The sequence below is a fragment of the Tabrizicola sp. genome, from assembly GCF_051645465.1.
GTDB lineage: Bacteria > Pseudomonadota > Alphaproteobacteria > Rhodobacterales > Rhodobacteraceae > Tabrizicola.
In genome coordinates this window covers 14,301-40,042 of sequence record NZ_JBOFBI010000008.1, presented here as the reverse complement: position 1 = coordinate 40,042, position 25,742 = coordinate 14,301, and the positions used below count along the sequence as shown (strand labels likewise).

Here is a 25,742-nt window from a genome sequence, read left to right as displayed (position 1 = left end):
TAGAGAAGGCCGATGGTGGCGACGATGGTCGCCTCGGGGTCGTAGTTCAGCCGCTTCAGGATCAGGCCATCGGCTGCGGCTGCGAGCGCGCCGACGAGAAGCGGGGCGATGACCAGTGCCGCGACGAAGGCCAGGGCTGCCGGGCCAGGGATGAACGCGGCGACGGCCCATGCAAGAACGGCGCCCAGCATGAAGAACTCGCCATGCGCGACGTTGACAACCCGCATCACGCCGAAGACCAGGCTTAACCCCGCCGCCGCGAGCGCGAGGACGGCGGAGGTCACAAGGCCCTCCATCAGGGCGAGGAGGAGGAAGGGTCCGAAGGCCATGGGTTGGTCGGTCCGCTCGGGAAAGGTGTAGGGTGCGTGATTTCACGCACCGCACGTTGGTGGGAGCGGTGCGTGCGAGCACGCACCCTACGGGTCAGAACGCCATCGTCGTGTAGTCGACTGCGTCCTCATAGGCGCCGTCGGCCATCGAGGTCTGGTGGACGCGGATCAGCTTGCCGCCCTGGACCTGGCTGATGTTCTGGGTGCCGAAGACCTGGTGGGTCTTGCCGTTGAACATCTTTGCCCCCTGCGGGTGTTCGATGCCGTAGGGAAGATCGGTCATCGCCTCCATCGCTTCCACGAACTTCTGGCGGTCGGCGGGGCCTGTGTAGCCCGAAGCCTCCATCCCTGCCTTGATCGCGAAAAGCGTCTCCCAGGTGGAGAACATGTGGGAGTAGGTCGAGACATCCGCCGCGTCGCTGACGCTCGCGCCGTTGTCGTCGACACCCACGGCTGCACGGTAGGCAGCCTCATGTTCGCCCGCATCCGCCGGTTTCACCCGGTTGTGCGCCTCCCAGAAATGCGTGCCTTCGAGGAATTCGAGACCCGGAGTGGCGGTGTCGACGGCTTCCAGCGAGTCGATGAAGCCGAAGATCTGCGGCTTTGCGCCCGAGCCGTAGAACTCGCCCAGTTCCTTGACGAAGGTCAGGACGGCCGGGCCGACCATGACGTGGTAGAGAACCTCGGTTTCGGTCGGAATCTGCGGGAAGTAGCGGGTGAAGCTGGTTTCGGTCGGCGGGATGGCGATCTGGGCGATGACCTCGCCGCCTTGGGCGGCCATCGCGGCAGTGAAGAAGTCGCGGTGGTCGTGGCCGAAGGCGAAGTCGGGGAAGATCATGGTGACCTTCTTGCCGAGGTTCGCGCCGACCCAGGGGGCCATCGCCGAAATCTGGCTGCGGACGTCGGTGATGCCGGGCTGCAGTGTCCAGCGGTTCAGCATGCCGGAGGCGACGTGGTAGCCTTCCGAGCAGACGAGGTAGGGCACTTTCAGCTCTCCCGCGCGGGGGGCGGAGCCGATGACGACATGGCTGAAGAGCGTGCCCATCACCACGTCGCAGCCATCCGACTGGGTCAGCTTGTCGACCACTTCCGAGCCGCGCTTGGGGTCTGTCGCGTCATCCTCGAAAAGAATCTCGACCGGGCGGCCACCGATCCCGCCGCCATCGTTGATCAGCTTGAGCGCGGCCTGGGCGGTGCGCTCATACCAGCGGCCATAGGAGGCACCGATGCCGGTCCGGTGCAGCTGGAAGCCGATCTTGATCGGTGCCGCTTGCGCGCCGACGTACCCCGGCAGCGCCGCCGTCAGAAGCCCCGCGCCTCCGGCCATCAGAAGGCCGCGACGGGTGGGTGTCAGAAGTTCATTCGTCGTCATGTCTATCTCTCCACTGTTGCGGCCTCTCGTTGGGCCTTTGGTTGTAATGAGGGGCAGATGCCCGGAAATTGTCCAGTCTTTCATCCGGTTCTGGCGGTGGACAAAAGCCAGAGACCAAGGATCGTGTAGGCGACCATCAGAACCGTCATCGGAAGATGTGCCAGCGGCCGCACGCCCTGCCCAGCGAGTTTCAGCCCCAGAACAACGGCCAGAAGATGTGCTGCAAGGATCGCCACGAACTGCGCGCCGTAGATGATCGGCATGACATAGGGGTCGGTGAGGAAGCCATAGGACACGAAGAACGGTGGCAGGCCGAGCCAGCTGTCGCCAGTGAAGAGCGGGTCGTTCAAGGCAGCCAGCGTGTATTGCCCTGCGGTCAGGAGCATGACCAGGTAATGCGCCGCATGGTACCCGGCGGCGATGGCGAGGAACGAGAGCATCACCGGTCCAGTGGCAAAGCCCCCACCGATACGACGGCCGAGAAGTATTGCCCCGAGGGTGAGGCCAAGTGTGGTGACCCAGACGGCAAAAAGGCCGACGGTGTTTTCGACCACCACGGCGCTGCGGCCCGTGGGCTCCAGCGGGTTTTCCCCGATCAGCGCTTGCCACCAGAACGTTTCGGCCAGCCCGTCGAACGTCAGGGCGGCGAGGGCGAGGCTGACGAAGACCACTGCGGAGGGGGTAAGGGGCCGCATGGCCAGCACCTGCGTCCCCGGCCAGCCACGCATGAGGCGGGCGCGGTTGCCCGTGATCTCCAGCCAGAAGGGCGCGACCTTGGCGATCAGGCCGAAGAGGACGGTCAGGAACTCGCCTTGCTCCAGCCAGTCCTCGCCTTCCAGGACGGCCAGGACGAAGACCAAAGCCCAATAGGCCAGCGCCACTTTGGCCAGCACCGCTGGGTCGTCGGGGTAAAGCGAAACCATCTGGAACCAGACAAAGCCCGCGTATCCCACAACAGCTGGCCAGTGGCCAAAACGGCCAAGACCGATGCTTCCTGTCCGTCCCAGAAGCGTCCGGGCGATCCGCACCGGTCCGGTCCAGGGATTGATCGGTCGCCAGAGGTTCCCCATCAGCATCGAGCCGAGCGGCACTGCGATCCAGACGCCGGTCCAGAAGACGAGCGTCATCAGGTTGTGCATCGGATCGCGGTCGCCGAAGAAACCGACAAAGACGAGCCCCAGGAAGGCGACGAAAGAGAGATATGAGGTCAGCGCGACCGGCAGGAAGATCCGCCGTTCCAGCACCAGACGCGGCTCCATGACCGGCAGGCGGTGTGCCGCGGCGCCGAGGATTGCGGTCAGGGCCACAGTCAGCGCGGCGGCGGTGATGTAATGACCTGTGGGCAGCGTCAGGATCACAGAGGGCGGCAGGGCGCAGGCGAAGGCAAGGCCAGGTAAGAGCGCGACAGTGACAGTTGCGCCCCCAAGAATTTTCGAAAATTCTTGGCAAAATCCTTCAAAGGATTTTGTGGCCCTTGTCACCGCAAGCCGTCCTCCCCTTTCACCTGGTCCACCTCGAGCCCGCCCATACGGCTGTGCACCCGGCCCCCGCGCGCCATGGCCAGGGCGAAGAGCAGCTCGCCTGACCGCGGCCCGTCGGCAGAGGCCACGGTGATCACGTCGAAGCGGGACCTGACATAAGCCGCGTTCAGATGACCCAGGGGGATATCGAGCGTGGCGCCCATCCCGCCCACCTTCATCGTGCTTGGAACGATGGCACGGCACTCGCCCAGCCGCTCGCGCATCCCGTAGCCCCCGGCCACATGCCAGAGCGCACCGTGCTCGCTTTCGCCGCTTTCGCCCACGATTGCCCCCTTGCCATAGGCGTCGATCCCCGCACGCCCACCCAGGGCCGCAACGAGGCGGTCGGTCAGCTCAAGCGCGAGCGGCTTCAGCGCCTCCATCGCCGGCTGCAGGTCCGGCTCATAGCGGCCCGCAAAGGGGTTCCGGCAGATCGCATAGATCGCGCCCCGCACCGGCGCGGGTGTGACCAAAGGCCCGCCCTCATGCAGGATCTCTTCGACCTGGACCACGATCTTCCGCACCGCGAAGTCAGACACTTGCGCCCTCCCGCCCCGGCAGCATCAGCGCGCCGGTCGCCAAGGCTTCACCCTGAAGGAAAAGCCCCGCCGCTTCAATCAGCCCGCGCTTCAGGAAAGCCTCCGCTGTCACGAGACCCGCCTCCAGCGCCGCCACAACCTCGTCCCGCGACAAGGGCCCCACGCCCGTGGTCACCAGCCGGTCGCCGAGGTCGCTCTCGGCCTGCATCTCGCACGCGGGGCGGCGGGTGATCGCGGGGTGACCCGGCAGATCGACGGCGTTGGCGATCATCGTCGCCGCGGCGTCGGCCATTGCCGCCGTCCGGGCGAGCACCGTAACCGCATCGGCGATGCCCAACGACCAGCTCCGCCCCCGCCAGCCGGAGGTGGCAATGCCGCGTGCCGCATCGCTCGAGCTCATCAGGACCGGCAGTGCACCCGGCACCGCGATGGCCGAGGTCAGGCTTTCGCCCGGCGTCAGGTGAAAAGCGATGTCACCGCCGTTATTGACATATGCGCGGGTGATCCCTGGCCCCTGAAGCGCGCCCAGCACTTCCTCGGCGACAGCGCCTGCCACAGCGGCCATGGGCGTGATGAAGGTGGGGCGGAACGGGGCCACCGCGGCCGCCATTCGCTGCGCGATCACCCCCTGAAGTGCCCCGGTTTCAGAGCGCAGCACCGGAAGCTCGACCGCAAGTTCTTCCAGGATGGTCGCAAACCGTGCCGACGCCCTTGCATATCCCGCCCGCACTGCAAAGGGGTCGCCAAAGGCCTCGGCCACGATGTCTATCGGGCCATGCTGCAGATGCAGCCGCCCACCCGGTAGCAGTGCCGCCATGGCGCCCTGCCCCATGGGCTTGCTCTTTTCCCAAATACTCCCGCGCGGCGCGCACGTCCCGAGCCGGTTGGCCGGAACGGCCAGAGGCGAGACAGGATCTTGCAGCCGCGCGCGTATGCGCGGCTGCTCAATATCAAAAGCGCAGGTCACAGCTCGGGCCATGGTTCGACCCTCGCTTCTGTCGGATACTCGCCGCCTTCGTCCATCGACTGGTCAAGCGTGCGGATGCTGCCCTCATGCCCGCCCATCGCCAGATAGGCCCCGCGCGGGAGGGTGAACTCCAACGGAGCCACCAGTGCGGGCGTCGGCACATAGCCGAAGGCACCTTTCGGCAGGCGGGTCACATCGACCATGAAGGTGATCCCGCCGCCGGGCCAGACATAGGTTTCCGCTCCGCCCGAGGTCAGCCGGGTGATGCCGCCCTGGACCGAACGGGTCAGCCGAACCGGGTTCTTCGCGACACCCGCCCGCAAGCTGCCGCCGGCGCCCCCCATGAAGAGCACTGTGCAAAGCGAGGTTTCGCAATTCTCGTCAATGAGTTGGACGGTCTTCTTCAAGTTCTCCGGCAGGTCCTTCTGCTCGGGCCGCAGCGCCTCGTCCAGCACGTAGTAGGCATATTCCTCGCCCGTGGTCGACACCATCAGCAGCCGCAAGCCGGGCCTTGCCCCTTTCTTGGGGTTCCACTCGCCCAGGATCTCCAGCGGATCGGTCAGCCTGGTCCCGCCCCAACCCTGCCCCGGCTCACTGACCCGGAAGTAGCGCCCCGGCGTCGAGCGGTGGCCCTTGATCCTGATCCCCGTCGGCTCCCAGCCGATCACTTTCCCGGCCTGATGCTCGCTGACGACCCCGGTGATGTGATCGTCCACGACCACGACCTCATCCACCAGACCCTTCCACTGCACCGCAAACATCCCGATGGTCGCCGAGCCACAGCCGACGCGCATCCGGCGTTCTCGGACACCGTCCACCACCGGCGCCTGCCCGGCCTGCACAACGACGCGGGAGCCGCCCTCGACGTCCATCTCGACCGGCTCGCCGTTGCACAGGGCCAGCATGGCCGCGCAGGTGACCCGCCCCTCGGCCTTGCTGCCACCGGTCAGGTGATGCACGCCGCCAAGCGACAGCATCTGCGAGCCATATTCCGCGGTCGTCACATGCCCGACCGGCTCGCCCTCCACCCGGACCACGGCCCCCTCCGGCCCGAGGAAGCGGTCGGTGTCGATCTTCACCTTGACTCCGCAGTAGGAGAAGATCGCCTCGGTCACCACTGTCACCATATCGGCTCCGTCGACCTGAGACGACACGATGAACGGCGCAGGTTTGTAGTCGGGGTAGGTCGTCCCCGAGCCGATCCCGGTCACGAAAGCATCGGCGGGAACGGGTGAGCCATCCCAGTCGCGCACAGCGAAGGGCACGATGCGGCCTCCGGCCCCGACCGCGTGCGAGAGCATCACCACCGGGTCGGTGCGCACGATCCTGCCATTGGAGTTCGCATAACGGTCGCAGGCGCCGGTCTGGCCGGGTGCGATGTAGCACATCACCGGGCAGGCATCGCAGCGGATCTTTTCGGGCGCTTCAGCCATGGCGGTGCCCGCCCCGGGGGAGAAAATTTTTCGGCGAAAAATTTTCGGCCCCTGTCATGCCGTTGCTCCCAGGGCTTCTTGCACCCGGTGCGGCAGCGCCGGAACGCGGGTGATCTCGGCCCCTGTCGCATGGCGGATCGCGTTCAGGATCGCGGGGGCGGTCGGGATCAGGACGTGCTCACCGAGGCCTTTGGCACCGTAAGGGCCTTCCGGGTCGGGGACCTCGATCAGAAGGCTTTCGATCGGGGGCACATCGCCGAAGGTCGGGATCAGGTAGTCGTGTAGGTTTTCGGTGCGGCCGGGCAGGTATTCCTCCATCAGGGCCAGCCCGATGCCTTGGGCGATGCCACCCTCGATCTGACCCTGGGCCAGCATCGGGTTGATCGCGCGGCCCACATCATGCGCGGCGGTGATCTTGATCAGCTTCACCGTCCCGAGCGCGCGGTCGACCTCCAACTCCACCACCTGCGCGCCGTAGCCGTAAAGCGCATAGGGCTTGCCCTGCCCATCGGCATCAAGAGCCGACGTCGGCGGGTCATAGGTCTCCTCGGCGGAGAGCGCATAGCCGCGGGCGTCAGGCTGCAGCGCGGCGAGTTCGATCCGGCGCAGCGTCGCCCCGTCACGGATGGCAAGCGTGGCGCCCTCAAGCGAGATCGCGGCCCCTGTCCCGGCGTTGGCCAGCCGCAGGATGGCTGCCCGCAGCGCCTCACCCGCCGCCTTCGCGGCACGACCGGTCACGAAGGTCTGCCGGCTGGCCGAGGTCTTGCCTGCATCCGGGGTCAGCGCGGTATCCGGGCCGATCAGGCGGAAGGTTGCAAGCGGCAAACCCAAAGCCTCGGCCGCGATCTGCGCGATCACGGTGTTCGAGCCCTGACCAATGTCGGTCGCGCCCTGGTGCAGGATCACCTCGCCCTGGCGCGAAAGGCCGATGCGAATGGTCGAGGGGTTTGGCAGCGCCGTGTTGCCGCAGCCATACCAGCAGGAGGCGACGCCGACCCCACGGCCCGGTTGGTCCTTTGCCTCGGCGAGCGCCCGCTCCCAATGCGGACGCAAAGCCGTCAGGCAATCGTGGATCCCCACCGCCTGCAAGACCTGCCCGGTGGCCGAGCCATCGCCATCGCGGAGCGCGTTCAAGATGCGGAACTCCAGCCGGTCGATCCCGGCCTTTTCGGCCAGACGGTCGTAGAGCGTCTCCTGCCAGAGCGCGCCTTGCGGCACGCCAAAGCCTCGGAAGGCGCCGGAGACCGGCCCGTGGGTGTGGATCGCTCGCGCTTTGGCGGTGATATGCGGCGTGAGATAAGGCCCTGAGACATGAACGGGCACCCGGTTGGCGACCGTCGGCCCCCAGCTGGAATAGGCCCCGGTGTTGAAGCGGCCCTCGAACTCCATCCCCGTGATCCGACCCGTCACATCGCAGCCGATCCGCCCTCGCATTTCCGCCGGGTGGCGTTTGGTGGTCGAGGTCATGCTTTCGTGGCGCAAATAGACCATCCGGCAGGGCCGCCCGGTCTTCAGCGTCACCAGCCCGATCAGTGGCTGCAGCGAGATGTCGAGCTTGGAGCCAAACCCCCCGCCCACCGCCGAGGGGATGATCCGCACGCGGTCCACCGGCAAACCCAGGATCGCGGCCGTATCCTCACGGTCCATCCCCGGCGCCTGGGTGCAGGCCCGGATGACAAGGGTGTCGCCCTTCATCCAGGCAGCCCCGGCCTCGGGCTCGATATAGGCGTGTTCCACGAAGGCGGTCGTCATCGTGCCTTCGACGACATGTGCAGAGCTGGCGAGCGCTGTCGTGGCGTCTCCCTTGATGACCCGCCCCTCGATCAGCAGATTGCCGGGCCGGTTCGGGTGAATGAGTGGTGAGTGTTCAGCTTCCCCGGGCGAAGCCAGCGCTGGCAGCTTTGTCCAACTGATGGGAAAGGCGGAGAGGTCGGGCTCTGCATCGGGCTCGAACGCCACGAGCGCCACGCATTCCCCCCGAAAGCGGGCGGGCGAGGCGGCGATGGCGGGCTGGTCGGCAAAGGGAGGGATGACCGAGAAGGCGTTGCGACCGGGGATATCGGCGGCGGTGAAGACGGCGGCCACGCCGGGCCGGGCGCGGAAGGCGGTGAGGTCACCGATCTCGAAGGCCGCATGGGCGTGGGGCGAACGGACGGCCTTCACGATCAGCGCACCCTCGGGCCATTCGTCGGCCCCGAAGCTATCCCCCGCGACCTTTGCCGCACCGTCCACGCGTGGCACCGCCTGCCCCACGGAACCGCCGGGCGGAGCGTCGGGCAGCACGCCCTGCCCCGCCGCCACGACCGCCGCGATGATGCTGCGGTAGCCGGTGCAGCGGCACAGGACACCGCCAAGCGCCGTCTCCACCTCCTCCGCACTGGGCTTGGCGTTCCGCGTCAGATACTCGGCGGCCGTCAACAGCATCCCCGGCGTGCAGATTCCGCACTGCGCTGCGCCGTACGCCAGAAACGCCTCGCGCAGACGGGAAAGCTCGGGCGTTTCGCCCTCGATAGTCAGCACCTCCCGGCCCGTCGCGCGCGCGGCTGGGGTCAGGCAGGCGCAAACCGCCGCCCCGTCGAGAAGCACTGTGCAGGCCCCGCAATCGCCCGCATCGCAGCCGACCTTCGTGCCGACCAGGCCAAGCCTTTCGCGCAACGTCTCGGACAGGCGTTCGGTCGGCGGGGCCTCCACCTCGACCTTTCTGCCGTTCAAGGTGAAGGCGATCATGCCAGCGCCTCCGCCACTGCACGGCGGACCAGTTCCACCGCCGCCTCCCGCCGATACGCCGCTGTCGCCCGCACATCATCAATCGGCTGAAGCGCGGCCTGCACGTCCCCGGCCCGAACCCGGCTGACCGCTTCGTCGACCGCCGCCCCCCTCAGGGCCGCCTCGACCGCCGGAAGCCGCACTGCAACCGCCGAACACGAACCGACCGCCACCGCTGCCGCCACCACCCGGCCCCCCTCAACCGCCAGCCGCGCGGCCACCATCGCAATCGAGATCACCAGATGCGACCGCGCGCCAAGCTTCACGAAGGCCGAGCGGCCCTGCGTTCCCGCCCCGGGGATCACTACCGCCGTCAGAAGCTCGCCCGGCTGCAGGGCCGTCCGCCGCGACCCCAGGATGAAATCGGCCAGCGCCAGCCGCCGCGTACCGGCCTCGGACGTCAGCTCGACCTCGGCCCCCGCGACAAGAAGCGGCGGCACTCCATCCGCCGCGGGAGAAGCATTGCAGAGGTTCCCGCCAACGGTCCCCGCGTTTTGCACCTGCCGCCCGCCAACCTGCAGCGCCGCCTGCTGCAACGCACGCAAGCCTCCCGGCAGATCGGCCTCCGCTATCGCCGACCAGGGCGTCGCGGCACCGATCCGCAAGCCCTGCCCCGTCTCAATCCCAGAAAGCCCGGACAGACCCGCCACGTCCAGAACCGGGCCATCCAGCCGTGAGCCTGCACCGGGATAAAGGTCCGTGCCCCCCGCAAGCACCCGCCAGTCGCCGCCGGCCATCAGCCGAAGAGCCTCGGTCAGCGTCTGAGGTCGGGCATAGTCCTGCACGGCGACTCCCGAATTCATTTGCGTAGAAACGAGGATGCGGCTCCCATTCGGATTCTGTCAACAGCCTTGCACCCGCCCTTGCCAACGCGTATCGCGAATAAATGAGCGATCCGAAAGACTACCGCCTCGACGACCAGATCGGCTACATCCTGCGCCGGGTGACGCAGCGACATCTGTCGATCTTTGCGGCCGCCATCCCCGAGGTCACGACGACCCAGTTCGCCGTGCTTGCGCGGCTGATCGAAGTCGGGCCGCTGTCGCAGAACCATCTCGGCCGGGCGACGGCGATGGATGCCGCGACGATCAAGGGCGTGGTCGACCGGCTGGCCAAACTGGGGCTGGTCGCCACCACCGCCGACCCTTCCGATCGCAGACGCCTGACCGTGACCGTGACCGAGGCCGGTGCCGATCTTTATGCCGCCCGCGCCGACACCGCACTCCGGATTTCCGCCGACACGCTTGCGCCGCTTTCGGCGGAAGAAGCCCAGACGCTGAAAGCGCTACTCGCCCGTCTTACCTGACTGCATGCCGCGCCCGGAAGGCCGCGATTTCGGATTCGCTGGGCGCGATACCGGAAAAGGTCAGCACATAGGCTGGAATGCGGCCCATCCTCACCTCGAAGCTCTCGTTCGACCGAAGCGCGATATAGCCCATCTGCGTCAGGTAAAGCGTCCGGGCGCGGGTGTCGGCTTCGGTCGCGCCATAGCCGAAGCGGGTGAAAAGCGCTGTGATCGCCGCGATACGCGTGGTGTCGGCATCGACCATCGCCTGCTCCACACCGGGATCGGTCAGTGACCAGGTCCGCATGGCAAATTCGAGACGGCTGTCGAAAAGCGACGGATCGACCCAGCAGTCGATCAGGTTCAACATGGCCTCGGTGACTGTCGCGGCCGCAGCCTCGCACCGAGCGATCAGGTTGCCGGTGTTCTTCGCGCGCCAGCGATCGACCAGCCCGGCCAGAAGTGCCTCGCGATCGGTGAAATGCCAGTAGAATGAGGTGCGCGACAGCCCCAGCCGCTCGGCCAGCGGCATGACTTTGACGGCGTCAACTCCCGCCTCGACCAGCATCGCATAGGCCGCGTCGAGCCAGAGGTCGGGCGTCCCGCGCCAGCCACGTTCTGTCCGGTCGATCTTCATGCCGAAACCCTAGTCTTCTGCGGCCTTCCGGCACAAGCAGCATTGCCAAGGAAACTCGACACATATGTCGAGTTCGTGTTAGCCCATAGGTCGCTACGAATCTGCTTTCGCTTCATCCTCAGCCAAGGCGCGACCATGCTGAACGATCCGCTCCTCCAGCCCTACAGGCTGAAGCATCTGACCCTGCGCAACCGGATCATGACCACAAGCCACGAACCCGCCTATCCCGAGGATGGGATGCCGAAAGATCGCTACCGGCTTTACCATCTGGAACGGGCGAAGGCCGGTGTTGCGCTGACGATGACAGCGGGCTCGGCTGCTGTGTCGAAGGATTCTCCCCCGGTTTTCAACAATATCCTCGCCTGGAAGGATGAGGTCGTGCCGTGGATGAAACGTCTGACCGATGACTGCCATGAGGCAGGGGCGGCTGTGATGATCCAGCTGACCCACCTTGGCCGCCGGACCCGTTGGGACAAAGGGGACTGGCTGCCCGTCGTCTCCTCGACGGCTGACCGCGAACCTGCCCACCGCGCCTTCCCGAAACCGATGGAAGACTGGGACATCGCGCGGATCATCCCCGACTTTGTCGATGCTGCCGAGCGGATGAAGGCGGCAGGCCTCGACGGGGTCGAAATCATGACCCATGGGCATTTGCTGGACCAGTTCATCTCGCCTCTGACCAACCACCTTGATGGCCCCTACGGCGGGGAAAGCCTGGCCACACGGATGCGCCTGACGCTGGAGATCATCAGCGCGGTCCGCGCACGCGTGGGCGATGATTTCGTGATCGGCGTCCGCTTTGCACCCGATGAGGCGGAAGACGGCGGCATCACCCCCGACATGGGGATCGAGATCGGCCATCTGTTCAAGGCTACGGGTCAGGTCGATTACCTCAACATCAACCGGGGCCGCATCCACACCGACCCGGCGATGACCGACATGATCCCGATCCAGGGCATGCGGTCCGCGCCGCACCTGGACTTTGCCGGTCGCATCCGGGCCGAGGTGGGCATGCCGACCTTCCATGCAGCCCGCATTCCGGATGTCGCAACCGCCCGGCATGCTATCGCCACTGGGCAGCTGGACATGGTGGGCATGACCCGCGCCCACATGGCCGACCCGCATATCGTGCGGAAGATCATCGAGGGGCGCGAAGGGGACATCCGCCCCTGTGTCGGTGCCACCTATTGCCTTGACCGGATCTATCAGGGCGGCATGGCGCTTTGCATCCACAACCCCTCCACCGGCCGGGAAGAGACCCAGCCCCATGCGATCGCCCCAGCTTCGGTCCGCAAGAAAGTGGTCGTGGTCGGTGCCGGTCCTGCGGGGTTGGAGGCCGCGCGGGTGGCGGCGGAGCGGGGGCATGAAGTGCTGGTGTTCGAGGCGGCGGCCGAGCCTGGAGGGCAGATACTCCTCACGACCCGCACGCCCCGCCGGCGGGAGATGATCGGGATCATCGACTGGCGCATGGCGCAGTGTGCCGCGAAGGGTGTGGAGTTCAGGTTCAACTCCTGGGCGGAGGCCTCTGACGTTGCTGCCGAGAAGCCGGATGTGGTTGTCATCGCGACGGGTGGGCTGCCGACGACCGAGGTTCTGTCGTCCGGCAACGACCTTGTGGTCTCGGCCTGGGATATCCTTTCGGGAGACGTGAAGCCGGGCACCAATGTGCTGCTCTATGACGATGCGGGGGATCATGCGGCGATGCAGGCGGCGCAGTTGATTGCTGAAGCCGGCTCGAAGGTCGAGGTGATGACGCCAGACCGGACCTTTGCGCCCGAGGTGATGGGGATGAACCTGGTGCCCTACATGCGGGCGCTGCAGGACAAGGATGTGACGTTCACGGTGACCTACCGGCTGCTGGCGGTGGAGCGGGCGGGGAACCAGCTGCAGGCGACGATCGGGTCGGACTACATGAAGCTGGCCAAGACCGCGCTTTATGATCAGGTGGTGGTGAACCACGGGACGCAGCCTTTGGCAGACATCTATTTCGCGCTGAGGCCGCTTTCGGCGAACAAGGGGGCGGTGGACTACGACGCGCTGATCGAGGGGCGGGCGCAGCCGGAAGCTAAGGGGTTCCAGCTTTACCGGATCGGCGACGCGGTGGAGGCCCGGAATACGCACGCGGCGATCTATGATGCGCTGCGGCTGGTGAGGACGGTTTAGCGCTTCTTGCGGCAGTAAAGTTCCATCCGGTGGTGGACGATGTCGAAGCCGAGCTCGGCGGCGATTTCGCGCTGGAGCTGTTCGATCTTTTCCGAACGGAACTCGGTGATCTGACCGGTGTCGAGGTCGACGATGTGGTCGTGGTGGGGGGCGTCGGCGACCTCGTAGCGGGCGCCGCCGTTTTCGAGGGCGAGGCGGAGGACGACCCCTTCGCGTTCGAGGACGGAGAGGGTGCGGTAGACGGTCGCGAGGGAAAGGCTGTCGTCCAGGGTGCGGGCCCGGCGGTGAAGCTCGGCCGCGTCGGGGTGGTCCTCGGCCTCGGTCAGGACCTTGAGGAGCGCTTCCCGCTGGCGGGTCACGCGGACTCCGGTGTCGCGGAGGGCCTGGGTGGGGTTGGACTTCATGGGGGAATGGTAGCCGGGGGCGGGTTTCGGGTCAAACGGGGGCGTAACTCAGCGTCACGCCTTGGGGGGCCCAAGAGATTCAAGGGGTTGTCGGGGGGTCGTGTGGGTTGCGTTAAGGTTTGGTCGTGGAGCCCCTCTCCCCCGAGGGGAGAGGGGGCGCGGAATGGCATTGGTTGCGCTTGGTGGCTGGCCCCGGAGGGTTTCACACCCTCCGGACCTCCCGTGGGATATTTGGGGAGGGAAAGACCGCCGCCCTAAAAATATCTGGCGGTCCCAAGCAAAAACAGAAAGCGACCGAGGAGCAGCCCCCGGTCGCTTCTAGCTTCCAGCGATGTGACGAGATCAGGAGTTTTCCGTATCGCGTCCGTCTGGTTCTTTCGCAACGCCTTTCCATGGCGTGCCATCATCTTTCACCGGCATGAAGTGACCGGTACGTTCGTCGCGCTTCTGCCAAAGGCCATCGTCACGCTCGAACTGCGTTCTGCCTTTGACGGCGCCTCGTCAGAAGCCGTTTCCAGTATTTGTTGCCATCTATGTCGTCTCCTTATCAACAGGCGCCCACATTTTTCTGTGGGGGAAACCTGTATAAACGAACACGCCATTGCCCACCGTCCCGGTGTGCGTTTTACAACGCGCATCGACCCCGTGGGGCCGAGACAGCTTTTCCCGCAGCGTGCACAGCGACGCGGGAGAGCCGGGGCGCGTTGTGCAACCAACGCGTCCCAACCCCAATCTCAGATCAACTACACCCCGTCGTCGCCCCGCAGGAGTTGCACTTCAGGCACGAGCCATTCCTGACCATCGTGTAGTTGCCGCACTCGCTGCAGCTGTCGCCGGTGTAGCCCTGCAGCTTGGCCTTGGACCGCGCGTCCGTGGTGACCGCGCCCATGGCGAAGGCGCTGGTCGTTTCAGAGAAGCCGGACATCCGTGCTTCGGGGAGGAGGACGTTCAGCGTCACCATCGGGTCGGTGCCGGTCGCGAGGGCCGTGGCCCCTGCCCCGCCTTGCAGGACAGTGAACTCATGCGGCAGGCGTTTCCTCATGTAGCCGGTCGAGGCGACCTGCTTCAGGACCTCCAGCGATTTGGATGCTGCGGTTTCGCTCGGTTCCGAGATGTTGCGCTTGCCCTCTTCCTCGCCACGACCGAGGTCGTCGAAGCTGGCGCCTTTCGGGGCGACATGGGCGAGATCGGTGCGGTCGAGGTAGCTCACGGCCAGTTCGCGGAAGATGTAGTCGAGGATCGAGGTGGCGTTCTTGATGCTGTCGTTGCCTTGCACCATGCCTGCCGGTTCGAAGCGGGTGAAGGTGAAGGCCTCGACGAACTCCTCCAGCGGCACGCCGTACTGGAGGCCGACCGAGACGGCGATGGCGAAGTTGTTCATCATCGCGCGGAAGCCCGCGCCTTCCTTGTGCATGTCGATGAATATCTCGCCGAGCGAGCCGTCGCTGTACTCGCCGGTGCGGAGGTAAACCTTGTGGCCGCCGACGATCGCCTTCTGGGTATAGCCCTTGCGGCGCTCGGGGAGTTTTTCGCGATTGCTGCGGACGATTTCCTTGACGATCACCTTTTCGATGATCTTCTCGGCGATGACCTGGGCCTTTTCCATGATGCTGCCGGAGGTGAGGATTTCCTCTGCCTCTTCGTCATCCTCGATCAGCGCCGATGCCAGCGGCTGGCTGAGTTTGGAGCCGTCGCGGTAAAGCGCGTTGGCCTTGATGCCGAGCGAGTGGCTGAGCTCGTAAGCGGCCAGCGTTTCGGCGATGGTCGCGCTGTTCGGCATGTTGATGGTCTTCGAAATCGCGCCGGAGATGAAGCTTTGGGCGGCGGCCATCATGTGGATGTGGCTGTCGACCGAAAGGTAGCGCTTGCCGGTCTTGCCGCAGGGGTTGGCGCAATCGAACACGCTGTAGTGCTCGGGCTTGAGGAACGGCGCGCCTTCGAGGGTCATCGTGCCGCAGACATGGTCGTTCGCGGCGTCGATCTGGGCCTTGGTGAAGCCCAAGTGGCGCAGGAGGTCGAAGGTCGGGTCGTTCAGCTTGTCCTCGGGGATGCCGAGGGTGCCTTTGCAGAAGTCGACGCCAAGGGTCCACTGGTTGAAGACGAACTTGATGTCGAAGGCGCTTGGCAGGGCGGCCTCGATCTTCTCGATCTCGCGCGGGCCGAAGCCGTGGCCGATGAGCGAGGTGTGGTTGATCGCCGGGGCCTGGCCGAGGGAGCCGTGGCCGACGGCATGGGCGACGATTTCGGCGGATTGAGCGGTGGAGTAGCCGAGGGTTTCGAGGGCCGCGGGGACCGACTGGTTGATGATCTTGAAGTAGCCGCCGCCCGCCAGTTTCTTGAACTTGACGAGGGCGAAGTCGGGCTCGATCCCGGTCGTGTCGCAGTCCATGACGAGGCCGATGGTGCCGGTGGGGGCGATTACGGTCGTCTGGGCGTTGCGGAAGCCGAACGCCTCACCCAAGCGCAGAGCCTCGTCCCAGGCGGATTTCGCAAGGGAGACAAGGGCTTGGTCGGGGCAGTTCGCGTGGTCAAGGGCCACGGCGGGGACGTTCAGGTCTTCGTAGACGCCCGTCGAGTGGGCGGCGGCGCGGTGGTTGCGGATCACGCGGAGCATGTGGTCGCGGTTGCGTTGGTAGCCGGAGAAGGGGCCGAGTTCCTTGGCCATTTCGGCGGAGGTCGCGTAGCTGACGCCGGTCATGATCGCGGTGAGGGCGCCGCAGAGGGCGCGGCCTTCCTTGCTGTCGTAGCCAAGGCCCATGTTCATCAGGAGCCCGCCGATGTTGGCGTAGCCGAGGCCGAGGGTGCGGAAGTCGTAGCTGAGCTGGGCGATCTCCTGGCTGGGGAACTGCGCCATCATGACGGAGATTTCGAGGGTGACGGTCCAGAGGCGGGTGGCGTGGACGTAGGCCTCGGCGTCGAATTTGCCGTCGTGGAAGAAGGTGAGGAGGTTCATCGAGGCGAGGTTGCAGGCGGTGTCGTCGAGGAACATGTACTCCGAGCAGGGGTTGGAGCCCCGGATCGGGCCGTCCTCGGGGCAGGTGTGCCAGGCGTTGACGGTGTCGTGGAACTGGATGCCGGGGTCGGCACAGGCCCAGGCGGCGTGGCCGATCTGGTCCCAAAGCTCACGGGCCGAGACGGTTTTCGCGACTTTGCCGTCGGTGCGGCGGATGAGCTCCCACGGTTGGTCGTTCTTGACGGCGTTCAGGAAGGCGTCGGTGACGCGGACGGAGTTGTTGGAGTTCTGGCCGGAAACGGAGATGTAGGCCTCGGAGTCCCAGTCGGTGTCGTAGGTGGGGAATTCGATCGAGGTGAAGCCCTGGCGGGCGTATTGCAGGATGCGGTTGGTGTAGGTGTCGGGGATCATCGCCTTCTTGGCGGCCTTGATCGCGGCTTTCAGCGCGGGGTTCAGGGTCGGGTCAGTCGCGCCGTCCATCGAGCCGTCGAAGGCTTTGATCGCGGCGAAGATGTCGTTGAGGCGGGCTTCGTGCATCTTGGAGCCTGCCACCAGCGAGGCGACCTTCTGTTCCTCGATGACCTTCCAGTTGATGAAGTCTTCGACGTCGGGGTGATCCATGTCGATGATCACCATCTTCGCCGCGCGGCGGGTGGTGCCGCCGGATTTGATCGCCCCTGCGGCGCGGTCGCCGATCTTGAGGAAGCCCATCAGGCCGGAGGACTTGCCGCCGCCGGAGAGCTTTTCGCCCTCGCCGCGGAGGGAGGAGAAGTTGGTGCCGGTGCCGGAGCCGTATTTGAAGAGGCGAGCTTCGCGGACCCAGAGGTCCATGATGCCGCCGTCGCCGACGAGGTCGTCCTTGACCGACTGGATGAAGCAGGCGTGGGGCTGCGGGTGTTCGTAGGCGGAGGTGGATTTGGTGAGCTGGCCGGTCTTGTGGTCAACGTAGTAGTGGCCCTGCGAGGGGCCGTCGATGCCGTAGGCCCAGTGGAGGCCGGTGTTGAACCATTGCGGGCTGTTCGGGGCGGCCATCTGGCGGGCCAGCATGAAGCGCATCTCGTCGTAGTAGGCGCGGGCGTCGGCTTCGGTGGCGAAGTAGCCGCCCTTCCAGCCCCAGTAAGCCCAGGCGCCGGCGAGACGGTCGAAGACCTGCTTGGAGGAGGTTTCGCCCACCATCCGTTCTTCGGCGGGAAGCTTGGCAAGCGCGTCCTCATCGGGAATGGAGCGCCAGAGGAATTCGGGCACGCCCTTTTCCTTCACACGCTTCAGCCGGGCCGGAATGCCTGCCTTGCGGAAATACTTCTGGGCGAGCACGTCGGAGGCGACCTGGCTCCAGCCCTCGGGGACCTCGACGGCCTCGTTGCGGAAGACCACCTTGCCGTCCGGATTGCGGATTTCCGAAACGGTGGTGGTGAAGGCCATCGCCCCATAGGCGCCGGTCTCTTCGGTGGTGAATTTCCGCTCGATCTTCATGCCCCTGTTTCTCCATTTTGCGGGCTTCGGGGGCGCGTCGTTGCGCGCCCCCGGGAACCCGAGTGTCCTTGACCGTCCCCGTGCGATTCCGATGCCAAGGTCAACAGCGCCCCGCCCCCTGAATGCGGTTGCACCCAAGGGCTTCGCGCCTGTCGCGGCGCTTTTATATGGAGTCGCCTGCTCTACCTCAGCGGCACTAGATTTAGTGTTCTTCAGAACCGCTTTGTCAAAGTGTCGTATTTGCCCCCCTCGTTCAACGAAAAAATTTGGGGTTAAGGCAAATTTTACGGCTTGACGATTGGCTGCAACAGTCACGCGTCTGTCATATTGCGTGAGGTGCTTTCAGCCCCAAGGTTGTGGACATCTCTGGGGAGGAAGTTTGAGCGGTTTGTGAAGAGAGCGGGATTTTCCAGCCTTCGGCGCGGCTTGGCGCCAGTGCTTCATGGCCTGTGCGAATGGGGATAACGCTGCCGCTAGGTCAGCGGACGATTCTGCAGGGTCAGGCGCGCGTCGGTCGATTGATCAGAACGATACCGGCCGCGACCAGCGCCGCAGCCCCGAGAATCGCCCAAGTTACGGTTTCGTCAAAGATTAACGCACCGAGGCCGAGCGCGAAGATCGGGGTCAGGAACGAGAACGAGGCAACGGTCGAGGACGGATAGACCGACAGAAGCCAGAGCCAGGCGATGAAGCCGCCCGCAACTACGACCGAAGCCTGGAACACCAGCCCAAGGATGTGCACGGGTTGCAGGTCGCGGATCAGGGGTCCGAAAAGCGGGGCCGCCAGGATCAGGATCGGAGCGGAGACAAGGACCATCCAGAACAGCTGGATTTCGGGGCCAAGGGCCCGCATCACCGGGCGGCGGGCCACAAAGGCGGTCAGGGCCCACCCCCAAGCCGCCCCAAGCGCGCATAGATCGCCCGCAAGACTGGCCTCGCCGGTGGCGGGGCGGGACAGGATAGCCCAGGCGCAACCGAGAAAAGCGAGCGCCAGGCCTGCGGCCTTGGTTGGCGTGATCCGGTCCCCTAGTCCGAAATGCGCCAGCAAGGCGAACCAGACGGGCATCGAATACATGATCAGCGATGCGCGGCCGACTGTCGTTAGGTCGAGTGCAATGAAGAGAAACAGGAACTCGGCGGCAAAGAGTATGCCGATCAGAAGACCCGCGCCCCATGCCGCCCGATCAAGCCGTGGCGGGCGACCGCGCCAGACAAGCCAGGCCCAGACGAAGAAAATCGCTAGGCCTGAGCGAAGGCCCGCAAAAAAGACCGGCTGAAGGCCCTCGTTCACCGCCTTGACGATGATCTGGTTGAACGCAAGGAGCAACTGGACGCCAAGAAGCATCGCGACGCCCGCGCTATCCAGTTTGTCTTTATGCATGTTCCGCACCTGCCTCGGCCCCTTTTGCATTGACCGGGCGGCGGGGGCAAGCAACGCTGTAACGAACGTGGAAACCCAGCGAGGTGCGTGATGAGTCTCGGCAAGACACTGTTGAAGGTCGCGATCGGGATCGCGGTCGTGAAGGGCGTGACGAGCCTCGCCAAAGGCGGCTCGACGCAGGCTGAGGCCCCGACCGGCGGTACGACGACTGCCGGACGCGGTACTCGCTATGATGGGGAGAACCGCGGCGGGCTTGAGGATTTGCTGGGTGAGGTTCTGGGCAGCGGTAGCACCGCCCAGTCCGGCCGCCAGCGGGACGTTACGATCCAGGATACCTTAGCTCAGCGCGGCGGCAGTCAGCGCAACGCTACCCGGGACAGTGGCACTGCGAACACTGGCGGCAGCCTGGGCGATCTTCTCGACCAGATTTCGGGTCAGAAACGGTCGACCCCACGCAAGACTGCGCCGACGGGCGGGCTTGACGATCTGCTTGGCGAGTTGACCGGCAAGAGCTCGGGCCGCAGTGCATCGCGTGAAAGCGGGAGCTTCGGTGGAAGCGCGGGTGGTAATGCGGGCGGAATCGGCGATCTTCTGGACCAGGTTCTGAACGGCCGCAGGCCAGGGGCTCCGGTCGAGCTGCCGGAACCCCAGCGGGAAGAGGAGCTTTCGGCGGCCCTGATGCTGCGGGCAGTGATCCAGGCGGTGAAATGCGACGGCGAACTGGACGCGGACGAAAAGGCCCGCCTGATGAAGGCCATGGGCGATGCGGATCAGCGCGAAGTGCAGGCGGTGAACGCCGAGCTGCAGCGGCCAGTGGACGTGGAAGGCCTTGCCCGATCGGTTCCGGCGGGGCTGGAGCCGCAGGTCTATGTGATGTCGCTGATGGCGATCAACCTGGACCAGCAGGCAGAGGCGCAGTACCTCCATTCGCTGGCCCAGGCGCTGGATCTGTCGCCTGCAGAGGTGAATGCGCTTCATGACCGGGCCAGGGTGCCGCGGCTGTACCGATAGCAGGGGTGGTGGGCGGATAGCCAACCCTTTGCGCGGCTTTCCCTTTGCCGCGCCACCCCCTAGAACGGCGGCATGAACCCCTCGCATGCAAGCAGCCAGAACCTCCGCGGCATCTTTCTGATGGTTGCGTCGATGGCGCTTTTCGGCGTCGAGGACATGTTCCTGAAATGGGCGGCAGAAGGGTTGCCGCTGGGGCAGATCATCTTTGTCTCGGGCGCGTTCGGGCTTCCGGTCTTTGTGGTGATGGCGCGGGCCCAAGGGCGGCGTGTCTTTGTGAAGGAAGCGCTGCAACCGGCTGTCATGGCAAGAAATATTGGCGAAATGGTCGGCTCGGCGGCCTATGTCGCGGCGCTTGCGACGGTGCCTTTGTCAACGGTATCGGCGGTGCTGCAGGCGATGCCGCTGGCGGTCACGATGGCGGCGGCGGTGTTCATGCAGGAGCAGGTCGGCTGGCGGCGCTGGACGGCGATTGCGGTGGGTTTCGCGGGTGTGCTGATCGTGATCCGGCCGGGGCTGGAGGGATTTCGGCCCGAGGCCTTGTATGTGCTCATCACGGTCGCGGGGCTGACGCTGCGCGACCTCGCCTCGCGCCGCATTCCGGCGGTGGTGACGACGGCGCAGGTGTCGGCCTGGGGGCTGATGGCGGTGACCGTGCTCGGGGCGGGCATGATGGCGGCCTCGGGCTCGGTTCAGGCGGTGACGCCCTGGCAGGGGATGGTTCTCCTGGGCGCGGTCGCCTTCGGCACGGCGGGCTATTGGGCGATCACGGCGGCAACGCGGACCGGGGAAGTGTCGGTGGTGGCGCCGTTCCGCTATACGCGGCTGGTGTTTGCCATCGCGATCGGGGCGCTGGTGTTCGGTGAATGGCCGGATGCCATGACCTATCTGGGGGCGGCGCTGATCATCGGTTCGGGGCTTTATTCCTTTGCCCGCGAGCGGGCGAGGAAACGCGCTTCCCAACTGGGGTGAGGCGCGCTAAAGGGGCCGTTGAGAGCATCATAGTCCTCCAAGGGAGCCCCCCATGAGCACGATCATCGACATTCACGCCCGCGAAATTCTGGACAGCCGGGGGAACCCGACGGTCGAGGTGGACGTCTATCTGGAAGACGGCTCCATGGGCCGGGCGGCGGTGCCCTCGGGGGCGTCCACCGGGGCGCATGAGGCGAACGAAAAGCGCGACGGGGATGCGGCGCGCTACAAGGGCAAGGGCGTGCTGGAGGCCGTGGCCGCGGTGAACGGCGAGATCGCCGAGGAAATCGTGGGGTTCGATGCGACCGAGCAGGTGGGCATCGACCGCACGATGATCGAGATGGACGGGACGCCGAACAAGTCTCGGCTGGGGGCGAATGCGATCCTTGGGGTGTCGCTGGCGGTGGCGAAGGCGGCGGCGGAGTTCACCGGGCAGCCGCTGTTCCGGTATGTGGGCGGGACCTCGGCGCGGGTGCTGCCGGTGCCGATGATGAACATCATCAACGGCGGGGAGCATGCCGACAACCCGATCGACATCCAGGAATTCATGATCATGCCGGTGGGGGCCTCAGATATCCGCGAGGCGGTTCGGATGGGGTCGGAAGTCTTCCACACGCTGAAGAAAGAGCTGCAGGCGGCGGGGCATAACACCGGGATCGGGGACGAGGGGGGCTTCGCGCCGAACTTGAGCTCTGCCCGCGATGCGCTTGATTTCATTTTGAAATCTATCGAGAAGGCTGGTTATACTCCGGGTGAGGATATCTTCCTGGCGCTGGATTGTGCGGCGACCGAATACTTCAAGGGTGGCAAGTATGAGATGAAGGGCGAGGGTCTGTCGCTGTCGTCTGCCGAGAATGTCGAATGGCTGGCGAAGCTGGCGGCGGATTATCCGCTGATCTCGATCGAGGACGGCTGCGCCGAGGATGACTGGGACGGCTGGAAGATGCTGACCGACAAGATCGGTGACAAGATCCAGCTGGTCGGGGACGATCTTTTCGTGACGAACCCCAAGCGGCTTTCGCAGGGGATTTCCGGCGGGGTCGCGAACTCGATGCTGGTGAAGGTGAACCAGATCGGGACGCTGACCGAGACGCTGCAGGCGGTCGAGATGGCGCATCGGGCGCGGTACACCAATGTGATGAGCCACCGGTCGGGTGAAACCGAGGATGCGACGATTGCCGACCTCGCGGTCGCGACGAACTGCGGGCAGATCAAGACCGGGTCGCTGTCGCGGTCGGACCGGCTCGCGAAGTACAACCAGCTGATCCGGATCGAGGAAATGCTGGGCGAGACGGCGGAATATGCCGGGCGGTCGGTGCTGAAGGGCTGAGCGGCGCGAAGACCCCGGCAAATTTTCGACGAAAATTTGGGGCGCCTTCGGGCGCCCGTTTTCGTTCAGGCAAAGCGGGCGGGGCGGAAGTCCTGGAGGAGTGGGCTTTCGGCTTCCTCGTGGATTTCCGCCGCCAGAAGTTCGGCCACCACGGGTGCCAGGGTCGCGCCGGAGTGCATCACGGCGATCCAGAGGCCGGGGATCGGGCCGGGGCCTGCGACGGGTAGGCCGTCTTGTGGCACGGGGCGGAGGGCCATGGCCTGGCGGGCGAAGTGGATCTCGTGGCCGGGGAAAAGGGTGCGGAGGCGGGTGAGGGTGGCGTTGACCACCACGGGGAAGGAGCCTAGCGCCTCGGCTGTGTCGGACTGGTGGTCGGCGGCGGCAGGGGCGATGAGGCGGCCTTCGGCGTCCTGCCGGACCTCCTGGACAGGTGTGGCGAGGATGACGGGGCAGATCGGCGGTTGCGGATTCGTGGCGATCGTCAGGCCGGGGCGCTTGAGCATCGGTAGCTCATAGCCGAGGGGACGGAGAAGCCCGGCGGTTCCGGTTCCGGCGGCGATGACGACGCGGTCGGCTAGGATCGGCCCGCTGTCGGTCAGGGCGCCGGTCGCTTTGCCCTGCGCCTCGGTCAGCGACTGGACCGTCGCGTGGATCACCTTGGCGCCTGACGCCGCGATCAGGGCGCGGGCGAGGTCTGCGGGGTCGGCGGCGCCCTCTTCGGGGAAGAAGAGCGCGGTTTCGGGCATGGGGCCAAGGGCGGGGAGGCGCGCGGCAATGTCGCGCTTGGTCAGGCATTCGACCTTGTAACCAAGGGCCGAAAGGCCGGTTGCGGTTTCCTCTTGGGCGTCGCCCGTCGCCTCAAACCAGAGGCAGCCGGGCCAGGTGGTGGGGAGGCCGGGAAGCCTTTCCGTCAGGCGACGGTGCGCGGCAAGGCCTTCGTGGCGGAGGTGGTAGTGTGCTTCGCTGAGGTAGTAGGAGGCATTGAGCCATCCGAAGGAGGCGGCGGACGCGACGCCTCCGTTGGGGTGGGTTGCGACGATGGTCACCTGGTCCCCGCGAGCCGCGAGTTCGTGGGCGAGCGATGCGCCGACCACTCCGGCACCGATGATCAGGGTATGGGCCATGCCGGGACGGTGGCATGGGTGCCCTGACCTGTCCACGGCTTTTCCGTTGCCCTTTGGTGGGCTAGGACTTGGCTATGCTGATCCTGCTGAACAAGCCATATGACGTGCTCTGCCAGTTCACCGATGGGGACGGGCGGCGGACGCTCGCGGATTTCGTGCCGGTGAAGGGGGTCTATCCGGCGGGGCGGCTGGATCGGGATTCGGAGGGGCTGGTGGTGCTGACCGATGACGGGCGCTTACAGGCGCGGATTGCGGACCCGAGGTACAAGCTGGAGAAGGTCTATCTGGCTCAGGTCGAGGGGGTGGTGGGCGAAGAGGCCTTGTCCCGGTTGCGGGCCGGGGTGGAGCTGAACGATGGCCCTACCCTTGCCGCGCTGGCGCGGGTGGTGGAGGAGCCGGCGTGGCTCTGGCCGCGCGATCCGCCGATCAGGGTGCGGAAGACGGTGCCGGACGGGTGGATCGAGGTTACCTTGCGCGAGGGGCGGAACCGGCAGGTGCGGCGGATGTGTGCAGCGGTGGGTCTTCCGTGCCTGCGGCTGATCCGGTGGCGGGTGGGGGACTGGACTTTGGGCGGGCTTGCGCCTGGGGAGTGGAGGGAAGCATGAGCGGGGAGGCGATCATCGCGAAGCTGGGGTTGCAGGCGCATCCGGAGGGCGGGTGGTACCGGCAGACCTGGGTGGGGCCTGAGGTTGGCGGCCGGGCGAGCGGGACGGCGATCCTGTTTCTTTTGAAGGCGGGGGAGCGGAGCCATTGGCACCGGGTGGATGCGGACGAGATCTGGCTTTGGCACGCGGGGGCCTCGCTGGTTCTGTCGATGGGCGAGGAGCGGGCGCGGGAGCATCGGCTGGGGCCGGATGTGCTGGGGGGTGAGAGCCCGCAGCTGGTGGTGCCGCGGGGCTGGTGGCAGGCGGCGCGGTCTTTGGGCGACTGGACGCTGGTCTCCTGCACCGTCTCGCCGGGCTTCAGGTTTGAAGGGTTCGAGCTGGCCCCACCGGGCTGGGAGTTGTCCTTGGGGGGATGATGGATCACCGCGAGTTCCTGGGCTCCCTTCCCGCCGACCTGCGGGAGCGGATGGTGGAGCGGTCGGACGGGCCGGGCCTGTGGCATCTGGCGGGGCATTTCGGCGCGATCCTTGCCGTCGGCGGGTTGATCGCGGCGGGGGTGCCGGGGTGGTGGCTGCTGCTGCCGGTGCAGGGGGTGCTGATCGTCTTTCTGTTTACGCTGGAGCATGAGGCGACGCACCGGACGCCTTTCGCGTCAGTGGGGCTTAACGACTGGGCGGGGCGGGTTTGCGGGTTCCTGATCCTGCTGCCCTTCGAGTGGTTCCGTGCCTTTCACATGGCGCATCATCGCTGGACCAACCTGCCGGGGAAGGACCCGGAGCTGGAGGGCGGAAAGCCTGCGACCTGGCGTGCCTGGGGCTGGCATGTCTCGGGCCTGCCCTACTGGGGGTCGCAGCTGCGGCTGATGCTGGCGCTGGTCGGGGGCCGGGTGACCGGGGCCTACGTTGCCGAGGGGGCGAAGGGGCGGGTGGTGGTGGAGGCGCGGGTGATGGTGCTGGGGTGTGTCGCGGCGGCGTTGACGCTGCTTTGGACGCCGGTGGTGATCTGGGTCTGGGTGGTGCCGGTTCTGCTGGGCCAGCCGTTCCTGCGGCTTTATCTTCTGGCCGAGCATGGCGACTGCCCGGAGGTGGCCAACATGTTCGAGAATACCCGGACAACCTTCACTACCCGCGCGGTCCGGTGGCTGACCTGGAACATGCCCTATCATGTCGAGCATCATGTCTGGCCGATGGTGCCGTTCCACCGGTTGCCCGAGGTGCATGGGCTGATGCGGGACAAGCTGCGGGTGACGGCAGAGGGCTATGTGGCGTTCACGAAGGACTATCTGGCGCGGCGGCGGTGAGGGGTGGGCACAGTGCGCAGACTTTCGGGGCGATTGAAATCAACGGTTTGGCGGCGGGCATTCAGCAAGCCTTAACTTTCGAGGTGCTGCGCCGGTTGGGGCGGTTCATGAATTGAGCGCGTTCCGCGCAAGGCTTTTGGGTCGCTGGCGCGGGACTTGCGCCCGCTTGGCTCCGAGGGCC

At 65.9% G+C, this 25,742-nt stretch carries 21 protein-coding genes; 8 read left to right on the top strand and 13 right to left on the bottom strand.

Annotation, left to right across the window (positions count from 1 at the left end; translation table 11 throughout):
• The 8 genes from ACRCSW_RS00485 to ACRCSW_RS00450 form a co-directional block, all read right to left on the bottom strand.
• Window positions 1-329: ABC transporter permease subunit (locus tag ACRCSW_RS00485; protein ID WP_438702037.1), on the bottom strand; the 329-nt coding region annotated here is incomplete at its 3' end.
• A 94-nt stretch (window positions 330-423) separates the two neighbouring features.
• Complete coding sequence (locus ACRCSW_RS00480; protein WP_438702036.1) at window positions 424-1,701, bottom strand: ABC transporter substrate-binding protein; 1,278 nt, start codon at window positions 1,699-1,701, stop codon at window positions 424-426.
• Between the two features lie 80 nt (window positions 1,702-1,781).
• Window positions 1,782-3,059: a hypothetical protein gene (locus ACRCSW_RS00475; protein ID WP_438702035.1), complete on the bottom strand. Its 1,278-nt coding sequence runs from the start codon at window positions 3,057-3,059 to the stop codon at window positions 1,782-1,784.
• Window positions 3,060-3,178: 119 nt separating this feature from the next.
• Window positions 3,179-3,760, bottom strand: a complete 582-nt coding sequence (locus ACRCSW_RS00470) for an amino acid synthesis family protein (RefSeq protein ID WP_438702034.1) — start codon at window positions 3,758-3,760, stop codon at window positions 3,179-3,181.
• Window positions 3,753-4,592 (bottom strand): UPF0280 family protein, encoded by an 840-nt coding sequence (locus ACRCSW_RS00465; protein ID WP_438702033.1) that lies wholly within the window; start codon window positions 4,590-4,592, stop codon window positions 3,753-3,755. The genes ACRCSW_RS00470 and ACRCSW_RS00465 overlap by 8 nt, the downstream gene beginning before the upstream one ends.
• Window positions 4,593-4,723: 131 nt before the next feature.
• On the bottom strand, window positions 4,724-6,160 hold the full coding sequence (locus tag ACRCSW_RS00460) for a 6-hydroxynicotinate reductase (RefSeq protein ID WP_438702032.1): 1,437 nt from the start codon (window positions 6,158-6,160) through the stop codon (window positions 4,724-4,726).
• A gap of 54 nt (window positions 6,161-6,214) precedes the next feature.
• Window positions 6,215-8,887, bottom strand: a complete 2,673-nt coding sequence (locus ACRCSW_RS00455) for a molybdopterin-dependent oxidoreductase (RefSeq protein WP_438702031.1) — start codon at window positions 8,885-8,887, stop codon at window positions 6,215-6,217.
• Window positions 8,884-9,711 (bottom strand): FAD binding domain-containing protein, encoded by an 828-nt coding sequence (locus ACRCSW_RS00450; RefSeq protein WP_438702030.1) that lies wholly within the window; start codon window positions 9,709-9,711, stop codon window positions 8,884-8,886. Before ACRCSW_RS00450 ends, ACRCSW_RS00455 begins: the two co-directional genes overlap by 4 nt.
• A gap of 101 nt (window positions 9,712-9,812) precedes the next feature.
• Between ACRCSW_RS00450 and ACRCSW_RS00445 the strand changes: the two genes are divergently transcribed.
• Entirely contained in the window at window positions 9,813-10,232 is a 420-nt protein-coding gene (locus ACRCSW_RS00445; RefSeq protein ID WP_438702029.1) for a MarR family winged helix-turn-helix transcriptional regulator, read from the top strand.
• Here ACRCSW_RS00445 and ACRCSW_RS00440 read toward each other — a convergent pair.
• Window positions 10,225-10,848, bottom strand: a complete 624-nt coding sequence (locus ACRCSW_RS00440; protein ID WP_438702028.1) for a TetR/AcrR family transcriptional regulator — start codon at window positions 10,846-10,848, stop codon at window positions 10,225-10,227. The genes ACRCSW_RS00445 and ACRCSW_RS00440 overlap by 8 nt on opposite strands.
• 135 nt (window positions 10,849-10,983) lie before the next feature.
• Here ACRCSW_RS00440 and ACRCSW_RS00435 point away from each other — a divergent pair, with 135 nt between their 5' ends.
• The gene (locus ACRCSW_RS00435; protein ID WP_438702027.1) at window positions 10,984-13,011 is read left to right on the top strand and encodes an oxidoreductase; all 2,028 of its coding nucleotides are present in this window, start codon (window positions 10,984-10,986) and stop codon (window positions 13,009-13,011) included.
• Here the strand turns inward: ACRCSW_RS00435 and ACRCSW_RS00430 are convergent.
• The 3 genes from ACRCSW_RS00430 to ACRCSW_RS00420 form a co-directional block, all read right to left on the bottom strand.
• Window positions 13,008-13,415 (bottom strand): Fur family transcriptional regulator, encoded by a 408-nt coding sequence (locus tag ACRCSW_RS00430; RefSeq protein ID WP_438702026.1) that lies wholly within the window; start codon window positions 13,413-13,415, stop codon window positions 13,008-13,010. The genes ACRCSW_RS00435 and ACRCSW_RS00430 overlap by 4 nt on opposite strands.
• A gap of 739 nt (window positions 13,416-14,154) precedes the next feature.
• Complete coding sequence (locus ACRCSW_RS00425; protein WP_438702025.1) at window positions 14,155-17,841, bottom strand: vitamin B12-dependent ribonucleotide reductase; 3,687 nt, start codon at window positions 17,839-17,841, stop codon at window positions 14,155-14,157.
• Window positions 17,842-18,340: 499 nt separating this feature from the next.
• Entirely contained in the window at window positions 18,341-19,222 is an 882-nt protein-coding gene (locus ACRCSW_RS00420) for a DMT family transporter (protein ID WP_438702024.1), read from the bottom strand.
• Window positions 19,223-19,312: 90 nt separating this feature from the next.
• Between ACRCSW_RS00420 and ACRCSW_RS00415 the strand changes: the two genes are divergently transcribed.
• From ACRCSW_RS00415 to eno, 3 genes are all read left to right on the top strand, one after another.
• A complete protein-coding gene (locus tag ACRCSW_RS00415) occupies window positions 19,313-20,233 on the top strand; it encodes a DUF533 domain-containing protein (protein WP_438702023.1) in 921 nt (306 codons plus the stop codon).
• 72 nt (window positions 20,234-20,305) lie between these two features.
• Window positions 20,306-21,202, top strand: coding sequence for a DMT family transporter (locus ACRCSW_RS00410; RefSeq protein ID WP_438702022.1), 897 nt, complete (start codon window positions 20,306-20,308; stop codon window positions 21,200-21,202).
• 52 nt (window positions 21,203-21,254) lie between these two features.
• The gene (eno, locus tag ACRCSW_RS00405; RefSeq protein ID WP_438702021.1) at window positions 21,255-22,532 is read left to right on the top strand and encodes a phosphopyruvate hydratase; all 1,278 of its coding nucleotides are present in this window, start codon (window positions 21,255-21,257) and stop codon (window positions 22,530-22,532) included.
• Between the two features lie 65 nt (window positions 22,533-22,597).
• On the opposite strand, the gene ACRCSW_RS00400 is transcribed toward eno, so the two are convergent.
• Window positions 22,598-23,656: an NAD(P)/FAD-dependent oxidoreductase gene (locus ACRCSW_RS00400; RefSeq protein WP_438702020.1), complete on the bottom strand. Its 1,059-nt coding sequence runs from the start codon at window positions 23,654-23,656 to the stop codon at window positions 22,598-22,600.
• 74 nt (window positions 23,657-23,730) lie between these two features.
• Between ACRCSW_RS00400 and ACRCSW_RS00395 the strand changes: the two genes are divergently transcribed.
• Genes ACRCSW_RS00395 through ACRCSW_RS00385 form a run of 3 tightly spaced genes read left to right on the top strand, consistent with a single transcriptional unit; the run spans window position 23,731 to window position 25,561 of the window.
• Window positions 23,731-24,261: a pseudouridine synthase gene (locus ACRCSW_RS00395; RefSeq protein ID WP_438702019.1), complete on the top strand. Its 531-nt coding sequence runs from the start codon at window positions 23,731-23,733 to the stop codon at window positions 24,259-24,261.
• On the top strand, window positions 24,258-24,677 hold the full coding sequence (locus ACRCSW_RS00390; RefSeq protein WP_438702018.1) for a cupin domain-containing protein: 420 nt from the start codon (window positions 24,258-24,260) through the stop codon (window positions 24,675-24,677). The genes ACRCSW_RS00395 and ACRCSW_RS00390 overlap by 4 nt, the downstream gene beginning before the upstream one ends.
• Window positions 24,674-25,561: a fatty acid desaturase gene (locus ACRCSW_RS00385; protein WP_438702017.1), complete on the top strand. Its 888-nt coding sequence runs from the start codon at window positions 24,674-24,676 to the stop codon at window positions 25,559-25,561. Before ACRCSW_RS00390 ends, ACRCSW_RS00385 begins: the two co-directional genes overlap by 4 nt.
• Window positions 25,562-25,742: the final 181 nt, after the last annotated feature.

Excerpts from the sequence above, each read along its gene's own strand:
- ACRCSW_RS00480 (WP_438702036.1), bottom strand. The coding sequence starts at position 1,701 with ATGACGACGAATGAACTTCTGACACCCACCCGTCGCGGCCTTCTGATG.
- ACRCSW_RS00385 (WP_438702017.1), top strand. The coding sequence starts at position 24,674 with ATGATGGATCACCGCGAGTTCCTGGGCTCCCTTCCCGCCGACCTGCGG.
- ACRCSW_RS00435 (WP_438702027.1), top strand. The coding sequence starts at position 10,984 with ATGCTGAACGATCCGCTCCTCCAGCCCTACAGGCTGAAGCATCTGACC.
- ACRCSW_RS00425 (WP_438702025.1), bottom strand. The coding sequence starts at position 17,841 with ATGAAGATCGAGCGGAAATTCACCACCGAAGAGACCGGCGCCTATGGG.
- ACRCSW_RS00440 (WP_438702028.1), bottom strand. The coding sequence starts at position 10,848 with ATGAAGATCGACCGGACAGAACGTGGCTGGCGCGGGACGCCCGACCTC.
- ACRCSW_RS00415 (WP_438702023.1), top strand. The coding sequence starts at position 19,313 with ATGAGTCTCGGCAAGACACTGTTGAAGGTCGCGATCGGGATCGCGGTC.
- ACRCSW_RS00445 (WP_438702029.1), top strand. The coding sequence starts at position 9,813 with ATGAGCGATCCGAAAGACTACCGCCTCGACGACCAGATCGGCTACATC.
- ACRCSW_RS00410 (WP_438702022.1), top strand. The coding sequence starts at position 20,306 with ATGAACCCCTCGCATGCAAGCAGCCAGAACCTCCGCGGCATCTTTCTG.
- ACRCSW_RS00420 (WP_438702024.1), bottom strand. The coding sequence starts at position 19,222 with ATGCATAAAGACAAACTGGATAGCGCGGGCGTCGCGATGCTTCTTGGC.
- ACRCSW_RS00430 (WP_438702026.1), bottom strand. The coding sequence starts at position 13,415 with ATGAAGTCCAACCCCACCCAGGCCCTCCGCGACACCGGAGTCCGCGTG.
- ACRCSW_RS00465 (WP_438702033.1), bottom strand. The coding sequence starts at position 4,592 with ATGGGGCAGGGCGCCATGGCGGCACTGCTACCGGGTGGGCGGCTGCAT.
- ACRCSW_RS00395 (WP_438702019.1), top strand. The coding sequence starts at position 23,731 with ATGCTGATCCTGCTGAACAAGCCATATGACGTGCTCTGCCAGTTCACC.
- ACRCSW_RS00460 (WP_438702032.1), bottom strand. The coding sequence starts at position 6,160 with ATGGCTGAAGCGCCCGAAAAGATCCGCTGCGATGCCTGCCCGGTGATG.
- eno (WP_438702021.1), top strand. The coding sequence starts at position 21,255 with ATGAGCACGATCATCGACATTCACGCCCGCGAAATTCTGGACAGCCGG.
- ACRCSW_RS00390 (WP_438702018.1), top strand. The coding sequence starts at position 24,258 with ATGAGCGGGGAGGCGATCATCGCGAAGCTGGGGTTGCAGGCGCATCCG.
- ACRCSW_RS00400 (WP_438702020.1), bottom strand. The coding sequence starts at position 23,656 with ATGGCCCATACCCTGATCATCGGTGCCGGAGTGGTCGGCGCATCGCTC.
- ACRCSW_RS00455 (WP_438702031.1), bottom strand. The coding sequence starts at position 8,887 with ATGATCGCCTTCACCTTGAACGGCAGAAAGGTCGAGGTGGAGGCCCCG.